This is a genomic window from Rossellomorea sp. SC111, from assembly GCF_024733565.1.
Taxonomy (GTDB): Bacteria; Bacillota; Bacilli; order Bacillales; family Bacillaceae_B; genus Rossellomorea.
Genome location: NZ_JANIOC010000013.1, coordinates 1 through 15,924, shown reverse-complemented (window position 1 = coordinate 15,924; position 15,924 = coordinate 1). Strand labels below are relative to the sequence as shown.

Genomic DNA, 15,924 nt, shown 5'->3' with positions numbered 1-15,924 from the left:
ATCTTGTAGATAATAAGACAGATGGGGGAAGACAGATGAACAGAAAATTAAGGACGATCGATCTTACACTGGCAGGGATGTTTGTTGCACTTATGGCAATCGGTGCCAACATCACGACATTCGTACCTTTTATGGTAGTGGGCGGTGTGCCGATTACGTTACAAACCTTCTTCGCCATTTTAGCAGGTGCGATCCTGGGAAGCAGGATCGGGGCGATTTCCATGACAGTGTACGCATTGGTCGGACTCGTGGGTGTCCCTGTATTTGCACGATTTGGAGCAGGGCTATCTTCGATTGTGAGCCCGACTTTCGGATTTGTCGTTTCGTTTATTTTCACTGCGTACATCACAGGGAAAATCGTGGAAAAACATAGTGGAATCAAAGTATATATCTTCGCTGCACTGGTGGGGATGGTGGTCAATTATGTAGTGGGAACAAACTGGATGTACGCTGCCTACAAGTTCTGGGCACATGCCCCGGAAGGATTCACTTATAAGCTCGCATGGGCATGGATGGTGGTACCGCTGCCGAAAGACATCATCTTAGCCGTCTGTGCAGGTGTCATGGCACATCGTTTAGAGAAGTCGGTGCTATCAAAAAGTACATTCAGAAATCTGAAGCGGGCAGCTTAACGGGGAGGATGACAGATGAAAACGTGGAAAGAACTAGCCGAACAGGTCATCGAGGGAAGAGAACTAACGAATGAAGAAGCGTTATCCATCCTGCAAAGTCCTGATGATGAACTTCTGGAATTATTGCACAGCGCGTACTTGATCCGGAAACATTATTATGGGAATAAGGTCAAATTAAATATGATCATCAATACTAAATCTGGACTGTGTCCTGAGAATTGCGGGTACTGTTCCCAGTCGAGCGTCTCTGATGCACCGATTGAGAAGTACCGTATGGTGGATAAAGAAACAATCCTGAAGGGAGCAGAAAATGCTCATCAACTGAATGTCGGCACTTACTGCATCGTGGCAAGTGGCCGGGGCCCGAGCAATCGGGAAGTGGATCATGTGGTATCGGCGGTTAAAGAAATCAAGGAACAGTATCATTTGAAGATATGCGCGTGCCTGGGATTATTAAAGGGCGACCAGGCGAAACGGTTAAAGGAAGCAGGGGTTGACCGTTACAACCATAACATCAATACATCCGTTAACCACCATGAAAACATCACCACTTCCCATACATATGAAGATAGGGTGAATACCGTGGAACAGGCAAAGGCAGAAGGTATTTCCCCGTGCTCGGGTATCATCGTCGGAATGAAAGAAACGCTTCAGGATGTTGTGGATATGGCAAACAGCCTGAAGATTCTCGACGCGGACTCGATACCGGTCAATTTCCTTCATGCCATTGATGGGACGCCTCTTGAAGGAACGGATGAACTGAACCCGAGATATTGCTTAAAGGTCCTTTGCTTGATGCGCTTCATCAATCCGACGAAAGAGATCAGGATATCCGGTGGACGTGAAGTGAATCTGAGAAGCCTGCAGCCATTGGGCCTTTATCCTGCAAACTCGATTTTTGTCGGGGATTACTTGACGACCGCAGGACAGGACGGGACAACGGACCATAGAATGCTTGAAGATCTCGGGTTTGAAATTGATTATGTGAAGGAAGAAGTCGGGCAGTCTTTCACCACTCTATAAAATTTCAATGGGTGCTATGGAAAAGGTTACTCCTTATGAATTCAGGAAAATATCCCACACTATATAAGAACGTTGATGTTTCATCAATGTTCGTGCGTTGAAACTCATTAAACAAGTATAAAACATGCACTGATTGGACATGATGGTAGGGAATAATCACCATTATCTGGTGAAGCCCTGAGGTGAACGTACCGATGAAGTGTCCAAATTGTCAGAGCAAAGATATCGGAAAGATCGGCATCAACCAATACTACTGTTGGGGCTGCTATATTGAACTTTCCTTATCTAAGGGAGTCATTCATACTCACCAAGTGGAAGAGGATGGGTCACTAAGCTCCTTAGATGACTTGTTTGATGAGGAAGAACGCCGACTAAGCTAGGAAGAGGTGTCTTTCTTGAATAAAACATTTGCATCCATCGTTGGTTTTGGAGCAGGGGTCGCTGCTTCCATCTATTCTCAAAGATCCAATATGATGAGTCAGAGACAAATGAAACGAATCCGTAAACAAGTAAAGAAACTTTTTTAACAGCTGAAAGGGACTGGCTCATTGTGGGTCAGTCTCTTTTTTTGTTCTTTGTATGAAAGAATGAAGTTTGAAGGAGTCCCATGAATAAAACCACCTCCTATTTTCAAACACTAGAGAAGAAAAGAAGGAGGTGCCCGTGATGGAGAAGAGAACCTATGCCAAGTGGATATACAGGCTTTCAATGGCCCTTATTCTTGCATTATTCCTATATGTTCTGTATTTATTGAAGCCCGTTTGGGATCCCGTACTAGAGGTATTATTCTTTTCCCTGCTTCCTTTCGTCATAGGCGGATTCATCGCCTACCTGCTTCACCCTGTAGTGGAAAAACTGCATGAGGCAGGCATTCATAGGGGAATTGCCATCCTCTTCATCTATCTCCTCTTCTTTGGGGGATTGGCCTATGCCATTTACAAAGGGACCCCTGCCGTCATTCATCAGCTTAGGGATTTGTCAGAGAATGCCCCCGTTTTCACAAAGCAGTATCAGGGGTGGCTTAAGATTGTTCAGAGTGAAACTGCAACTTGGCCAGACGGGATCCAGTCGCAGCTCGAGAAGCGAATCGACGGGCTTGAGGCATGGGTGACGGGGCTTGTGGCTTTGGTCCTCGCAACCCTCATGAAGTTCATGAACAGTCTGCTCATCGTGGCCATCATTCCCTTCGTATCCTTTTATTTATTGAAGGATATGACAAAAGTCAAGGCGTTCATGTGGCAGCTCACCCCGAAAAAATGGAGGCAGAGTGCGATATCATTTTCACGTGACGTGGATGAATCCCTTGGAGGATACATCAGGGGGCAGCTCTTGGTTTGTTTGATCATCGGGGGTATTTCAGCCATCACCCTTTGGATGATGGGTATGAAATATCCACTCATTCTCGGCTTGATCATCGGTGTCACAAATGTGATCCCTTATTTCGGCCCGATCATCGGGGCTGTACCGGCAGTCATCGTGGCAAGTACGATTTCCACGAATATGGTGATTTATGTGGTCATCCTTGTCGTGGTCCTGCAGTTCCTGGAAGGGAATATCCTATCACCCCTCATCGTCGGGAAAAGCCTTCATATGCATCCTCTCTTCATCATGGGGGCTTTGATCCTCGGAGGTGAGGTGGGAGGAGTGATCGGAATGATCGTGGCGGTTCCGTTTCTGGCGGTCATAAGGGTGGCAATATTACACGGCAGGACCCATTTTCTTCATGCGCTGAAGAATGACAATACTGAAAAATGGGAATGATCATTGACAAATACCATGAATATTTCTATAATCCAACATATACAAGTATTCGCATAAAATGAAAACAATGAAGGACCGAGTACGTTATAGTCCATCTTCCAGAGAGAAATCCCCCAGGCTGCAAGGGGTTTCAGATGAAGGATAACCGAATGCTAATCCTGAGTGCAGGTAAAGCCTGCCGTCCGGCCGCGTTAAGGTGTATTGAGGGATGAATGGACGCCATCGCGTTTATTCATAACCAGGGTGGTACCGCGAGAAACAGCTCTCGTCCCTGTTTTAGGGATGAGGGCTTTTTTGTATTCTTTTTTAACCATACATATAAAGGAGGAAGCTTGATATGAACAAATTAACAGGCGCAGAAATTCGTCAGAAGTTTTTAGATTTCTTTCAGGAAAAAGGACACGGAGTAGAGCCGAGTGCATCATTGGTTCCCCACGAAGATCCGTCCCTATTATGGATCAATAGCGGGGTAGCGACATTAAAGAAATATTTTGATGGACGTGTGATCCCTCAAAATCCGAGAATCGTGAATGCACAGAAATCGATTCGTACGAACGATATCGAGAATGTAGGGAAAACAGCCCGTCATCATACGTTTTTCGAAATGCTCGGAAACTTCTCCATCGGGGATTATTTCAAAGTCGAAGCGATAGAATGGGCTTGGGAGTTCCTGACGGATGCCAAATGGGTTGGATTCGATCCTGAAAAGCTATCTGTCACGATCCACCCGGAGGATCACGAAGCGTTTGACATCTGGAACCAAAAAGTGGGCGTCCCTGCTGAACGGATCATCCGAATCGAAGGGAACTTCTGGGATATCGGGGAAGGCCCGAGTGGTCCGAATACAGAAATCTTCTATGATCGCGGACCCCAATATGGAGATAATCCGGAAGATCCCGAATTATATCCAGGCGGGGAAAATGATCGTTATCTTGAAGTATGGAATCTTGTGTTCTCACAATTCAATCACAATCCTGACGGAACGTATACACCGCTTCCTAAGAAGAACATCGATACTGGTATGGGCCTAGAGCGGATGGCATGTGTCGTTCAGGAAGTCCCGACGAACTTTGACACAGATTTATTTATGCCGATCATCGGGGAAACGGAAAAGATCTCAGGTCAATCCTACGGCAAGAATGATGATATTGATGTCGCATTCAAAGTGATCGCCGATCATATCAGAACGGTTTCCTTCGCAATCGGTGACGGGGCCCTCCCTTCCAATGAAGGCCGCGGATATGTCTTAAGAAGACTTCTTCGCCGCGCTGTCCGCTTTGCAAAACAGATCGAAATCAACCGCCCATTCATGTATGAGCTGGTTCCTGTGGTTTCTGAAATCATGGTTGACTTCTATCCGGAAGTGAAGCAAAAAGCAGAATTCATCCAAAAAGTGGTGAAAAATGAAGAGGATCGTTTCCATGAGACATTGAATGATGGCCTGGCTATCCTTTCCTCCATCGTCAAGGTGCAAAAATCTTCCGGGAGTAACATGATCCCCGGTGAAGATGTCTTCCGTCTTTATGACACGTATGGCTTCCCTGTTGAACTGACGGAAGAGTACGCTGAGGAAGAAGGATTGACGGTTGATCATGAAGGTTTTGAAAGAGAGATGGAAGGTCAGCGTGAAAGAGCGAGATCTGCCCGCCAGGATGTAGGAAGCATGCAGGTGCAAGGTGGAATCCTGAGTGATATAACAGTGGAAAGCCGCTTTGTCGGATATGACACACTTGAAAATACAGCCACAGTCCTTGAATTATTGGTGGACAATTTACGTCAGCCTAAAGTCGGAACAGGTCAGGAATGCCAATTCATCCTAAACGAGACCCCTTTCTATGCAGAGAGCGGTGGACAGATCGGGGATAAGGGATATATCGAAGCAGAAGGTGTGAAAGTATTCGTCAAAACAGTCAAAAAAGCACCGAATGGACAAAACCTTCACACAGCAGTAGTGGAAGAGGGGACATTGGAGCAGGGTACCGAGGTCCTTGCCAAGGTTTCCCGGGAATCCAGGACAAAAGTGGAGAAAAACCATACAGCGACCCACATACTTCATCAGGCATTGAAAGATGTCCTTGGAGATCATGTGAATCAGGCAGGTTCCCTTGTTGAACCTGATCGACTGCGCTTTGATTTCTCCCATTTCGGATCTGTGTCACCTGAAGAAATGGAACGGATCGAAACCATCGTCAATGAGAAAGTTTGGAAGGCACTGTCGGTGAATACGGCCCTGAAATCTCTATCCGAGGCTAAAGAGATGGGTGCCATGGCGTTATTCGGTGAGAAATACGGTTCAGAAGTACGTGTCGTATCGATTGGAGACTACAGCCTGGAGCTTTGCGGAGGGTGTCACGTATCCAATACATCCGAGATCGGCCTATTCAAGATCCTCTCTGAAAGCGGGATCGGTGCAGGTACTAGAAGGATCGAAGCCGTTACGGCAGAAAATGCGTATAAAGTATTGAATGATCAGGTATCTCAACTGAAAGAGGTTGCAGCTAAACTGAAATCGAATCCGAAAGAAGTAGTCAATCGGGTAGACTCATTATTAGGTGAGATGAAAGAGCTTCAAAGGGAAAATGAATCATTATCTGCAAAGTTGTCTAACATAGAAGCAGGCAGCTTAACGGATCGAGTGAAGGTCATTGATGGTGTGAATGTCCTGTCTGCAAAAGTGGCAGCCGGTGACAGCAACGGACTGCGCACGATGATGGATGATCTTAAGAAGAAGCTTTCATCCGGGGTGATCGTACTGGCAACAACTGGTGACGAGAAAGTGACCATTATTGCAGGAGTTACGGATGACTTAGTCGAAAAAGGATATCATGCCGGCAAATTGGTGAAAGAAGTCGCTTCACGCTGTGGTGGAGGAGGCGGCGGCCGTCCGGACATGGCCCAGGCCGGCGGTAAAAACCCGGAAAAAGTCGAAGAAGCCCTTCAATTTGTAGAAGAATGGGTCAAATCCATTTAACTCCGTGTGAAAGTGGTGTACAATGTAGGTAACGATTAACAATTCGGTTGTCAAAAAGACAAGCCTAAAGAGAGGTGCTAAAAATGAGTTCTTTTGACAAAACGATGCGGTTTGATTTTTCAGAGGAGCCGTTCGAACATGACGTGAAAGAAGTGCTCTTACAGGTTCACGATGCTCTGCAGGAAAAAGGGTACAACCCGATCAATCAAATCGTAGGATACTTATTATCTGGAGACCCGGCTTACATTCCCAGACATCAAGATGCCAGAAATATCATCCGCCGTTTAGAACGTGATGAAATCATCGAAGAATTAGTCAAATCGTATTTGAAACAACACAAAGAGGGATAATAGATGCGTGTAATGGGTTTAGACGTTGGCTCTAAAACAGTCGGAGTCGCAATCAGCGATGAGCTCGGCTGGACAGCTCAGGGAATTGAAACGATTAAGATCGACGAAGATCAAGGTGTGTTCCGGATGGATCGACTAAAGGAACTTGCCGAGGAATACCAGGTGGATACCGTTGTGGTTGGAATGCCTAAAAACATGAATAACACGATCGGTCCACGTGGGGAAGCGTCTAAAGCTTATGGAGAATTGATTCAACAGGAGTTATCCCTTCCCATTAAATACTGGGATGAAAGACTGAGCACAATGGCTGCTGAACGAGTACTTTTAGAAGCCGACGTAAGCAGGAAGAAACGTAAGAAAGTGATTGATAAAATGGCTGCGATGATGATCCTTCAAGGATACCTTGACAGCCAAAAATAATGAGGTGAATGTTCATGGAACACGGAGAAAAACAAATTACAGTAGTTGACGAACAAGGAAATGAGCAATTATGTGAGGTCCTTTTCACATTTGAATCAGATAAATTCAATAAATCTTATGTCCTTTACTATCCACTTGGAGCAGATGAGAACGACGAAGAAGAAATCGAAATTCATGCATCTGCATTCAGCCCTGGGGACGAAGGTCAGGAAGGCGAATTGAAGCCGATTGAAACAGAAGAAGAGTGGGACATGATCGAAGAAATGTTAAACACTTTCCTTGATGAAGAAGAAGACGCTGAATAAGCAGTCGTTATAGGACTATATGAAACAGGGACCGCAAAAAGGGACAAAAAATCCCCCCTTTTTGCAGGTCCCTGTTTCACTTTGTGCAAAATATTGTATAATAGTGGAGATGATGTCGAATTACGCATGACGGATAGCCCGCTTTTTTGCTCGAAAGGGGGAAATGAAAGCGTTGGTAGAAAAGAAAAAAATTAAAGAGACACTTATGAAGAAATTACTTGAAAGGCAAGAGGAGGCCAAAGTCATTAGAAAAATAGTAGGACTTGTCATTCTTTGTCTTGTCATTGTCATAGGGGGAACGGCCATTGGCGGCTACCTTTATGTGAATTCAGCCCTGAAACCGGTTGATCCCGATGATACGAAACCTGTGAAAGTGGACATACCTATTGGCTCAGGGGTTTCGAGTATTGGAAAGATCCTCGAGGACAAAGGGATCGTTAAGAATTCAACAGTCTTTAAGTATTACGTAAAATTCAATAACGAAGCCGGATTCCAGGCAGGTTCCTATGATTTGACTCCTTCCATGACATTGAATGAAATCGTCAATAGCTTGAAGACGGGTAAGGTCATGAGAAAAGCGGAATTTAAGATTACCATTCCAGAGGGACTTCAATTAGATCAGATCGCAGAAATCATCGCTGATAAGTCCCCATATAAAAAAGATGAGATTGAAAAGAAATTAAATGATAAGAAATGGCTCGGGCAATTAAAAGAGGAATATCCGGAATTGATTACAGATGAAATTTTCAAGAAAGAAATCAAACGGCCGCTGGAAGGATATCTTTATCCTGCGACGTACCCTTTCTATGAAAAGATGCCATCTTTAGACACAATCCTTAAGAAGATGATCGCGCAAACAAATGAAGTGCTGGCTCAATACCAGGAAGCCATGGCAGCAAACGATTATACGCCTCATGAGCTTCTCACCCTTTCTTCCCTCATAGAGGAAGAAGCGACGGAAAAAGCAGACAGAGGGAAAATTTCAAGTGTGTTCTATAATCGTATGGAAGAAGGAATGCCCCTTCAGACAGATCCGACGGTCTTATATGCATTAGGGAAGCATAAAGATAAAACCGTATACAAGGATCTTGAAGTGAAGTCGCCTTATAATACGTACCAGGTCGAGGGATTGCCGCCTGGTCCGATTGCGAATGCAGGCTTGTCTTCAATTGAAGCTGCCCTGCAGCCAGAGGATACAGAGTATTATTATTTCCTGGCTGCTTCCAACGGCTCGGTTTATTATTCTGAAACACTGGATGAACATAACGAGAAAAAAGCAAAATATATTACCGATAAAAAAGAATAGCCCTATGAGAAGAGGAAAGAAATATTCGCTTTCCTCTTCTCTGTGTGGTAAAATAGTACAAGTTATTTTTATATACGGGCGTGATCTTGATAGGCGTATGAAGTAGAAAGCTCATTGTGGCTTTCTTCTTTTCATGTTTAGAAAGAAGCGTTACCCGATACCATTTATGATCATGATCGTGAGGCTTATATATGAACGAACAAGTGATTGGCTATATAGAATCAATCGTGAAAGAACGTCCGGCCATAATTTCCGAGATGGAGCAATATGCAGAAGTTCATAATGTTCCCATCATGGAACTGGTCGGAATCGAAGCACTTCTCGGGATGTTACGGATCCAACAGCCGAAAGTGATCCTTGAAATCGGGACGGCCATCGGATATTCGGCCCTCCGCATGGCGGGGGCACTCCCTGACGCGACGGTCGTCACCCTTGAGCGGGATGAAGAAAGATTCGAAGCAGCACAGGGGTTCCTCTCCCGTTCTGAAGATGGCAAAAGGGTCGTCCCCCTGTTCGGTGATGCATTGGAGCTTGCCGAAGAAGTGGAAAAGCACGGACCATACGATGCCATCTTCATAGATGCTGCCAAAGGGCAGTACCTTAAATTCTTTGAACTATACTCCGGGATGCTTGCAGAAAATGGCGTCGTTTACTCGGATAATGTCTTATTCAAAGGACTTGTTGCAGAGGAACATGTCGAACAGAAAAGAATTAGGAACATGGTCAAGAAACTCCAGAATTATAACGCTTGGCTAATGAATCACGAAGAGTTCGACACGAGTATTCTACCTGTCGGTGACGGAATCGCCATCAGTAAAAAAAGAGGTGAACAACGATGAAAAAGCCGGAGCTTCTTGTAACCCCTGCCAGTGTATCCGATATTGAACCGTTGGCATCTGCAGGCGCCGATGCCTTCATGATCGGTGAAGAGCGGTACGGTCTGAGGCTTGCCGGGGAGTTCTCCAGGGAAGATGTGGGGGAAGCCGTCAAAGTGGCCCACAAACATAATAAGAAAGTATATGTGGCGATGAATGCCCTCTTTCACAACGATAAAATCGCCGAACTTGATGACTATATTGCATTTCTTAAAGAGCGAGGCGCAGATGCCATTGTCTTCGGTGACCCCGCCGTATTGATGGCTGCACGTGAGGTGGCTCATGAGATGAAGCTTCACTGGAATACGGAAACGACAGCCACCAATTGGTATACCTGTAATTACTGGGGCAGAAAAGGTGCAAAGCGAGCTGTACTCGCCCGCGAATTAAGCATGGATAGCATTGTTGAAATGAAAGAACATGCAGAGGTCGAAATCGAGGTCCAGGTGCATGGTATGACCTGCATGTTTCAATCCAAACGCTCACTTCTCGGAAATTATTTTGAATATCAAGGCAAAGTGATGGAAATCGAAAACAGAAAAGAACAGCGCAATATGTTTCTTCACGATGAGGAGCGTCATAATAAGTATCCTATCTTTGAAGACGGGAACGGCACGCACATCATGAGCCCGAATGATATGTGCATCATCGATGAGCTTGGTGAAATGATAGATGCGGGTGTCGACTCTTTCAAGATCGATGGAGTGATGAAGTCTTCGGCTTACATTCTGGAAGTGACGAAATTGTATCGCAAGGCCATTGATCTATGTGCAGAAGACGAAGAGCGGTATGAGGATCAGAAAGACGAATTTCTGGAAGAAGCGAAAAGCCTCCAACCGGATAATCGTCCTTTGGATACAGGATTCTTCTTTAAAGAAACCGTATATTAAGAACGATAGACTGATCAGAACGGAGGAGTTATGATGACCACGGTTTTGAAAAAGCCGATATCGAAGGTGGTAGACGGTAAGCGTGTCATTGTGAAGAAACCTGAATTACTGGCTCCTGCCGGTAATCTGGAAAAATTGAAGATTGCTGTCCATTATGGTGCAGATGCCGTCTATATCGGCGGGCAGGAATATGGACTGCGATCAAATGCCGGTAATTTCACCTTTGAAGATATGAAAGAAGGCGTGGAGTTTGCTCGGGAATATGGTGCAAAGATCTATGTTACCACGAATATCTATGCCCATAATGAGAACATGGATGGGCTTGAAGATTATCTTCGGGGACTCGATGAAGCCGGAGTAGCGGGGATCATTGTCGCAGACCCCCTTATCATTGAAACATGCAGAAGGGTGGCGCCGAATGTAGAGGTGCACTTAAGTACACAGCAGTCCCTTTCAAACTGGAAAGCTGTCCAATTCTGGAAAGAAGAAGGACTGGACCGGGTTGTGCTTGCTCGTGAAGCAAGCGGCAAGGAAATCCAGGAAATGAAAGAGAAAGTGGATATAGAGATTGAGACTTTCATTCACGGAGCGATGTGCATTGCCTACTCCGGACGTTGTACATTAAGTAACCATATGACGGCGAGAGATTCAAACCGCGGCGGCTGCTGTCAGTCATGCCGCTGGGACTACGACTTATATGAACTGAATGAAGACGGGGAAAATCCTCTTTATGATAAAGAAGATGCTCCTTTTGCCATGAGTCCGAAAGATTTGAAGCTTGTCGAATCCATTCCTGGAATGATTGAATTGGGTATCGACAGTTTGAAAATCGAAGGGCGGATGAAGTCCATTCACTATGTGGCAACGGTGGTAAGTGTATACCGCAAAGTGATAGATGAATACTGTAAAGATCCGGATAACTTCAAGATTCAGAAGGAGTGGCTCGAGGAGCTTGAGAAATGCGCGAATCGTGAAACGGCCACTGCATTTTTTGAAGGGGTCCCCGGATTCAAGGAGCAGATGTTCGGAGTCCACAACAAGAAGAATACAAATTATGAATTTGTCGGACTAGTATTGGACTACGACGAAGAAACGCAAATCGTCACCTTACAGCAACGGAACCATTTTAAGGCCGGTCAGGAAGTAGAGTTTTTCGGTCCTGAAATCTCCAATTTTACGCAGGTTATAGAAAAAATGTGGGATGAACGGGGAAATGAACTTGAAGTAGCCCGCCACCCACTCCAAATTGTGAAATTCAACGTTCATCAGAGAGTATATCCTGATAACATGATGCGAAAGGAGAACACCTAATACTTATGAAGCAGAAACCCGTTGTGATTGGTGTAGCAGGAGGATCCGGCTCAGGTAAGACGAGTGTCACCAAAGCCATTTATGAGCAATTCCAAGGTCATTCGATTTTAATGCTGCAACAGGATTATTATTATAAAGATCAATCGAATCTACCTTTCGAGGAACGTTTGAAAACCAATTATGATCATCCATTAGCCTTTGATAATGATTTGTTAATTCAACATTTGCACGGTCTATTGGACCACCAGCCCGTCAATAAGCCGGTGTATGATTATAAAATGCACACCCGTTCGGATGATACGATCCTGGTTGAACCGAAAGATGTGATAATTTTAGAGGGAATTTTAGTATTAGAAGATGAAAGATTGCGTAACTTAATGGATATCAAGCTTTATGTAGATACAGATGCGGATCTTCGGATCATCAGAAGGATGCTTCGCGACATTAAAGAGCGAGGACGTTCCATAGATTCCGTCATCGATCAATACATTACTGTCGTTCGCCCGATGCATAATCAATTCATCGAACCGACGAAGCGATATGCCGACGTCATCATCCCTGAAGGCGGTCATAACCATGTGGCAATCGATTTAATGGTAACAAAAATTCAAACAATTCTTGAACAAAAGTCATTTTTGTAATACGATAGCATAGATAAAGACATATAGGCGAGATTTAGCATTTTCCCACAATGTAAAGAATCAGGGAATGGAGAGAGAAGAAATTCCACCTCCATTCCCTCCCTTTACATACGTAGAACATTTACATATGGAGCATGGGGAAGCTCTTAGATAGAAAAGGAGTGAAGAGGGTCATGAGTACAGATAAAGTATTTCCGATGACAGCAGAAGGTAAAGAGAAGTTAGAAAAAGAACTGGAGAATTTGAAAACGGTTAAACGTAAAGAAGTCGTTGAGCGCATCAAAATCGCCCGCAGCTTCGGGGATTTATCCGAGAACTCTGAGTACGATGCCGCGAAAGATGAACAGGCATTCGTTGAAGGACGTATTTCCACTTTAGAGAATATGATTCGCAATGCGAAGATCATTCAAGAAAATGATATGAATTCAGATACAGTTCAATTAGGTAAAAAAGTGACGTTCGTCGAATTGCCGGACGGAGATAAAGAAACATACACAATCGTCGGTAGTGCAGAAGCGGATCCATTTGAAGGAAAGATTTCAAATGATTCACCGATTGCGAAAAGCCTTCTTGGACATAAAGTAGGCGCTAAAGTGAATGTTCAGACTCCAGGTGGGGAAATGAGCGTCAAGATTGTAGAAGTAAGCTGATCAAACGGGAAGGGGCTCCAATTTGAGCCTCTTCTTTTTTTATGATTAATTCGCATAAAACTCGTCAACAATGGGGACGAGGTGACAAAATGAAACGGAAACGAATCAGGTTGTTCAGTATCGTCTTATTACTTGCTCTCGCTGGACTTTCAGGGAGATTGATGCAATTGCAATTATTTCAGACTGAATCCTATTCCAAACATAAAATCAATCTTCTAGAAGAAAGCGTCGCGCAAAGGACTCAAGCATTGGTGATCGATGAAGGCAGGGGGGAGTTTCTCGATCGGAACGGTGAACCCCTTACGTTTACAGAAAAAAATGTTCTCGTCCTTTTTCCGTTTCTTAAACAATTGGATTGGCCGGTGGAAAAAGTGGCAGACATCCTTCATGTTCCTCAAGAAACGATCCGAACGAAAGTGGAGGAAGCACAAGGGCCGATCGTTTTCGGAGGGAAAGAGCCCTTAAGGCTTTCAGAAGAACAGATGAAGGAAATTAATTCTCTTGAAATACAGGGAGTGTTTGCCCTTACGAAAAAGTTTAAAAGCGACGAGTTACCTGCATCCCAGCTGATCGGGGTTACGGGGGAAAATACAGATATATTCCACGAACGCTACCCTGACAAAGTAAAGGGCGCCAATCAGAAAATCGGGGTGTCAGGACTTCAGGAAAGCTTTGATGAATGGCTGGTGGCAGAAGAGGAAGCGAAATTGATTTATCATGTCGATGCGAGGGGAGGACCATTATTCGGGGTGGATGTAAAGTATCTGGCCCCGGCCAACCCCTTTTACCCGCTGAATGTGAAAACGACCATCGATAGAAGGATGCAGCAGGCACTGGAAGAAGTGGCAGATACGTATAACATTCAAAAAGGGGGGCTGTTGCTCCTTGATATCGAAAGTAGTGAAATACTCGCCAGTGTTTCAAGACCAGCCATGAAGAGCCGTGACCCATTCAGTGGAGGGGCCACGAATTACATGCTGAAAGCGCTGATCCCTGGTTCTGTATTCAAGACCGTTGTCGCAGCTGCAGCCATGGATGAAGGAATCGTGGATGAACGCAGGCTTTTCCCTTGTGATGAAGACATCCGTGGCGAGGCCGCCGAAAAGCCTCACGGGAACATTAATATAAAGACGAGCATAGCCGTCAGCTGTAACCGAACGTTTGCGGACCTTGCCAAAGAGCTCACAGAGAAAGATGATCACCTCCTGGATGAGTATGCCGAGAAGATCGGACTGCTTGGAGATATTGCCTGGCGGGGCGATGTCTTTCATTACGAAAGTTTTCCACAGCTTCAAGTGAGTGAAGGAAGGATCTTCGCGTCAGATGGGGACAGGGGCGAGCCTAAACTTGTTTCTCAAACAGGTATCGGACAACAGGAAGTCCGGGTAACCCCACTCGGAATCGCCAATATGATGGCCACGATTGCCAGGGGAGGAGAGAAATTTCAGGTGAGTGCCGTCTCTTCCGTGCAGTATCAAAATGGGACCAATATGTTTTCCTTTCCTAAACAGAAGGTAGAGGGGGAGACGATCACCCCATTCACGGCCATGAAGCTTCAGCAGTACCTGAGAGGTGTGGTGAACTCACCGGAAGGTACGGCTCCATATTTGCAAAACGCCGCCTACACCATCGCCGGAAAGACTGGAACGGCACAGACAGGGAATTACCGGGGAGAAACCGTGAAGGAAAACGAATTATATAATAAATGGTTCGCAGGCTACTTTCCCTTCGAAGACCCCAAATACGCCCTCGTTGCCGTCAACATGGACGTGACCATAGGCGAAGGAGGGATTTACCCGATCTTCAAGGACAGCGTGGATGCTGTCTACCGGCTTGATCAAGAGTAGAAGGGAAGTCCCATGAGTCCTGTGACCTTTTTCCCTTTATAGCTGAATCATCCCGGTATGGATAATGTTTCGCTTTATTCTTTTCCTCTTATCATGTTAAAATGTTTAGGATAATAGGGAGGGAATAAAATGGCGAAATACCAATCTCGATTAGATAAACGATCTAAAAAGAATACAAATAAACTGTTAAACATAATGATTGCAATCGTACTTCTATTAATTGTCGTGGTAGGAGGCACCATCGTTTTGGGAGGGGGCGGAGACGAAAAGGCAACAACAGACGCTCCGAAAAATTCAGAAACCAAGGATGCTGACAACAGCGACAAGGGGAAAGAAAAAGACAACTCCGTTTCCATGGATGAGAAAGACGATTCCAAGGATAAAGCGGACGATGAACAAAAAGACGAAGATAAGAAAAAAGAGGATGAACAAAAGAAAGACGAGTCCTCTGATGATGATCAAGATTCTGTCGCATTAGATGGGGAAGACCAAAGTAAGATGAAAGTCGAGGAAGGTACCGAACCGAATGTAGTGAAAACCATGGTGCATCCCGACTGGAAGCCGATCGGCACCGAGCAGACAGGTGAACATGTATCTGTCTATGATGAAGGATCGGTCGACTGGCAGGAGAAAATCAAGGCTACTTCTTACGCTACAGGCATCCCTGAAGGCAACATGACCGTCTGGTGGATGGAAGGGAATGGCGGTCCTCAGAAGTCCATGGCGACCGTGACGGCAAAAGACACCCAAACTCCTTACCGTGTGTATCTGCAATGGGTCGACGGAAAAGGATGGCAGCCGACGAAAGTGCAGGAATTAAAGGAAAATGATAAAGACTGATTTAAATAAAAAGGTCCTTCCAATCTGAACTGCGCCCCTAATAATGGACAGTTTATAAAAAAGGACCTATGCTGCTAGTAAATGACCCCGGTATTGCGCTGG

At 45.1% G+C, this 15,924-nt stretch carries 17 protein-coding genes and 1 other annotated feature; all 17 genes read left to right on the top strand.

Annotation, left to right across the window (positions count from 1 at the left end):
- Positions 1 to 35 precede the first annotated feature (35 nt).
- Complete coding sequence (locus NQ095_RS16790; protein WP_258264596.1) at positions 36 to 632, top strand: biotin transporter BioY; 597 nt, start codon at positions 36 to 38, stop codon at positions 630 to 632.
- A 15-nt stretch (positions 633 to 647) separates the two neighbouring features.
- Positions 648 to 1,655, top strand: coding sequence for a biotin synthase BioB (bioB, locus tag NQ095_RS16785; RefSeq protein ID WP_258264595.1), 1,008 nt, complete (start codon positions 648 to 650; stop codon positions 1,653 to 1,655).
- Positions 1,656 to 1,849: 194 nt separating this feature from the next.
- Entirely contained in the window at positions 1,850 to 2,035 is a 186-nt protein-coding gene (locus NQ095_RS16780) for a hypothetical protein (RefSeq protein ID WP_034757353.1), read from the top strand.
- Positions 2,036 to 2,050: 15 nt separating this feature from the next.
- Entirely contained in the window at positions 2,051 to 2,182 is a 132-nt protein-coding gene (locus tag NQ095_RS16775) for a YrzQ family protein (RefSeq protein WP_079531766.1), read from the top strand.
- A 139-nt stretch (positions 2,183 to 2,321) separates the two neighbouring features.
- Positions 2,322 to 3,416 carry an AI-2E family transporter gene (locus NQ095_RS16770; protein WP_258264594.1) on the top strand — a complete coding sequence of 365 codons (1,095 nt, stop codon included), beginning with the start codon at positions 2,322 to 2,324 and terminating at the stop codon, positions 3,414 to 3,416.
- Positions 3,417 to 3,474: 58 nt separating this feature from the next.
- Positions 3,475 to 3,692: a binding site (T-box leader), on the top strand.
- A gap of 61 nt (positions 3,693 to 3,753) precedes the next feature.
- Positions 3,754 to 6,387 (top strand): alanine--tRNA ligase, encoded by a 2,634-nt coding sequence (gene alaS / locus NQ095_RS16765; protein WP_258264593.1) that lies wholly within the window; start codon positions 3,754 to 3,756, stop codon positions 6,385 to 6,387.
- Between the two features lie 83 nt (positions 6,388 to 6,470).
- A complete protein-coding gene (locus NQ095_RS16760; RefSeq protein ID WP_034757362.1) occupies positions 6,471 to 6,737 on the top strand; it encodes an IreB family regulatory phosphoprotein in 267 nt (88 codons plus the stop codon).
- A gap of 3 nt (positions 6,738 to 6,740) precedes the next feature.
- Positions 6,741 to 7,157 (top strand): Holliday junction resolvase RuvX, encoded by a 417-nt coding sequence (gene ruvX / locus NQ095_RS16755; RefSeq protein ID WP_258264592.1) that lies wholly within the window; start codon positions 6,741 to 6,743, stop codon positions 7,155 to 7,157.
- Between the two features lie 14 nt (positions 7,158 to 7,171).
- Complete coding sequence (locus NQ095_RS16750; protein ID WP_060670747.1) at positions 7,172 to 7,462, top strand: DUF1292 domain-containing protein; 291 nt, start codon at positions 7,172 to 7,174, stop codon at positions 7,460 to 7,462.
- A 163-nt stretch (positions 7,463 to 7,625) separates the two neighbouring features.
- On the top strand, positions 7,626 to 8,768 hold the full coding sequence (gene mltG, locus NQ095_RS16745) for an endolytic transglycosylase MltG (protein WP_258264591.1): 1,143 nt from the start codon (positions 7,626 to 7,628) through the stop codon (positions 8,766 to 8,768).
- A 191-nt stretch (positions 8,769 to 8,959) separates the two neighbouring features.
- The gene (locus tag NQ095_RS16740; protein WP_258264589.1) at positions 8,960 to 9,607 is read left to right on the top strand and encodes an O-methyltransferase; all 648 of its coding nucleotides are present in this window, start codon (positions 8,960 to 8,962) and stop codon (positions 9,605 to 9,607) included.
- Positions 9,604 to 10,533 (top strand): peptidase U32 family protein, encoded by a 930-nt coding sequence (locus NQ095_RS16735; RefSeq protein ID WP_258264588.1) that lies wholly within the window; start codon positions 9,604 to 9,606, stop codon positions 10,531 to 10,533. The genes NQ095_RS16740 and NQ095_RS16735 overlap by 4 nt, the downstream gene beginning before the upstream one ends.
- Positions 10,534 to 10,566: 33 nt before the next feature.
- Positions 10,567 to 11,844 carry a peptidase U32 family protein gene (locus NQ095_RS16730; protein ID WP_258264695.1) on the top strand — a complete coding sequence of 426 codons (1,278 nt, stop codon included), beginning with the start codon at positions 10,567 to 10,569 and terminating at the stop codon, positions 11,842 to 11,844.
- Between the two features lie 5 nt (positions 11,845 to 11,849).
- Positions 11,850 to 12,485, top strand: coding sequence for a uridine kinase (udk, locus tag NQ095_RS16725; protein ID WP_060670737.1), 636 nt, complete (start codon positions 11,850 to 11,852; stop codon positions 12,483 to 12,485).
- A gap of 173 nt (positions 12,486 to 12,658) precedes the next feature.
- Positions 12,659 to 13,135: a transcription elongation factor GreA gene (gene greA / locus NQ095_RS16720; RefSeq protein ID WP_258264694.1), complete on the top strand. Its 477-nt coding sequence runs from the start codon at positions 12,659 to 12,661 to the stop codon at positions 13,133 to 13,135.
- Between the two features lie 89 nt (positions 13,136 to 13,224).
- Entirely contained in the window at positions 13,225 to 14,982 is a 1,758-nt protein-coding gene (locus NQ095_RS16715) for a peptidoglycan D,D-transpeptidase FtsI family protein (RefSeq protein ID WP_258264587.1), read from the top strand.
- Positions 14,983 to 15,111: 129 nt separating this feature from the next.
- A complete protein-coding gene (locus NQ095_RS16710) occupies positions 15,112 to 15,822 on the top strand; it encodes a YrrS family protein (protein WP_258264586.1) in 711 nt (236 codons plus the stop codon).
- The last annotated feature ends 102 nt before the right edge of the window (positions 15,823 to 15,924 follow it).

Bases quoted from the DNA above. Each gene is read 5' to 3' on its own strand.
- NQ095_RS16710 (WP_258264586.1), top strand. From the start codon at position 15,112: ATGGCGAAATACCAATCTCGATTAGATAAACGATCTAAAAAGAATACA.
- greA (WP_258264694.1), top strand. From the start codon at position 12,659: ATGAGTACAGATAAAGTATTTCCGATGACAGCAGAAGGTAAAGAGAAG.
- NQ095_RS16770 (WP_258264594.1), top strand. From the start codon at position 2,322: ATGGAGAAGAGAACCTATGCCAAGTGGATATACAGGCTTTCAATGGCC.
- NQ095_RS16715 (WP_258264587.1), top strand. From the start codon at position 13,225: ATGAAACGGAAACGAATCAGGTTGTTCAGTATCGTCTTATTACTTGCT.
- NQ095_RS16790 (WP_258264596.1), top strand. From the start codon at position 36: ATGAACAGAAAATTAAGGACGATCGATCTTACACTGGCAGGGATGTTT.
- mltG (WP_258264591.1), top strand. From the start codon at position 7,626: ATGAAAGCGTTGGTAGAAAAGAAAAAAATTAAAGAGACACTTATGAAG.
- NQ095_RS16750 (WP_060670747.1), top strand. From the start codon at position 7,172: ATGGAACACGGAGAAAAACAAATTACAGTAGTTGACGAACAAGGAAAT.
- NQ095_RS16780 (WP_034757353.1), top strand. From the start codon at position 1,850: ATGAAGTGTCCAAATTGTCAGAGCAAAGATATCGGAAAGATCGGCATC.
- bioB (WP_258264595.1), top strand. From the start codon at position 648: ATGAAAACGTGGAAAGAACTAGCCGAACAGGTCATCGAGGGAAGAGAA.
- NQ095_RS16760 (WP_034757362.1), top strand. From the start codon at position 6,471: ATGAGTTCTTTTGACAAAACGATGCGGTTTGATTTTTCAGAGGAGCCG.
- udk (WP_060670737.1), top strand. From the start codon at position 11,850: ATGAAGCAGAAACCCGTTGTGATTGGTGTAGCAGGAGGATCCGGCTCA.
- NQ095_RS16735 (WP_258264588.1), top strand. From the start codon at position 9,604: ATGAAAAAGCCGGAGCTTCTTGTAACCCCTGCCAGTGTATCCGATATT.
- ruvX (WP_258264592.1), top strand. From the start codon at position 6,741: ATGCGTGTAATGGGTTTAGACGTTGGCTCTAAAACAGTCGGAGTCGCA.
- NQ095_RS16740 (WP_258264589.1), top strand. From the start codon at position 8,960: ATGAACGAACAAGTGATTGGCTATATAGAATCAATCGTGAAAGAACGT.
- alaS (WP_258264593.1), top strand. From the start codon at position 3,754: ATGAACAAATTAACAGGCGCAGAAATTCGTCAGAAGTTTTTAGATTTC.
- NQ095_RS16730 (WP_258264695.1), top strand. From the start codon at position 10,567: ATGACCACGGTTTTGAAAAAGCCGATATCGAAGGTGGTAGACGGTAAG.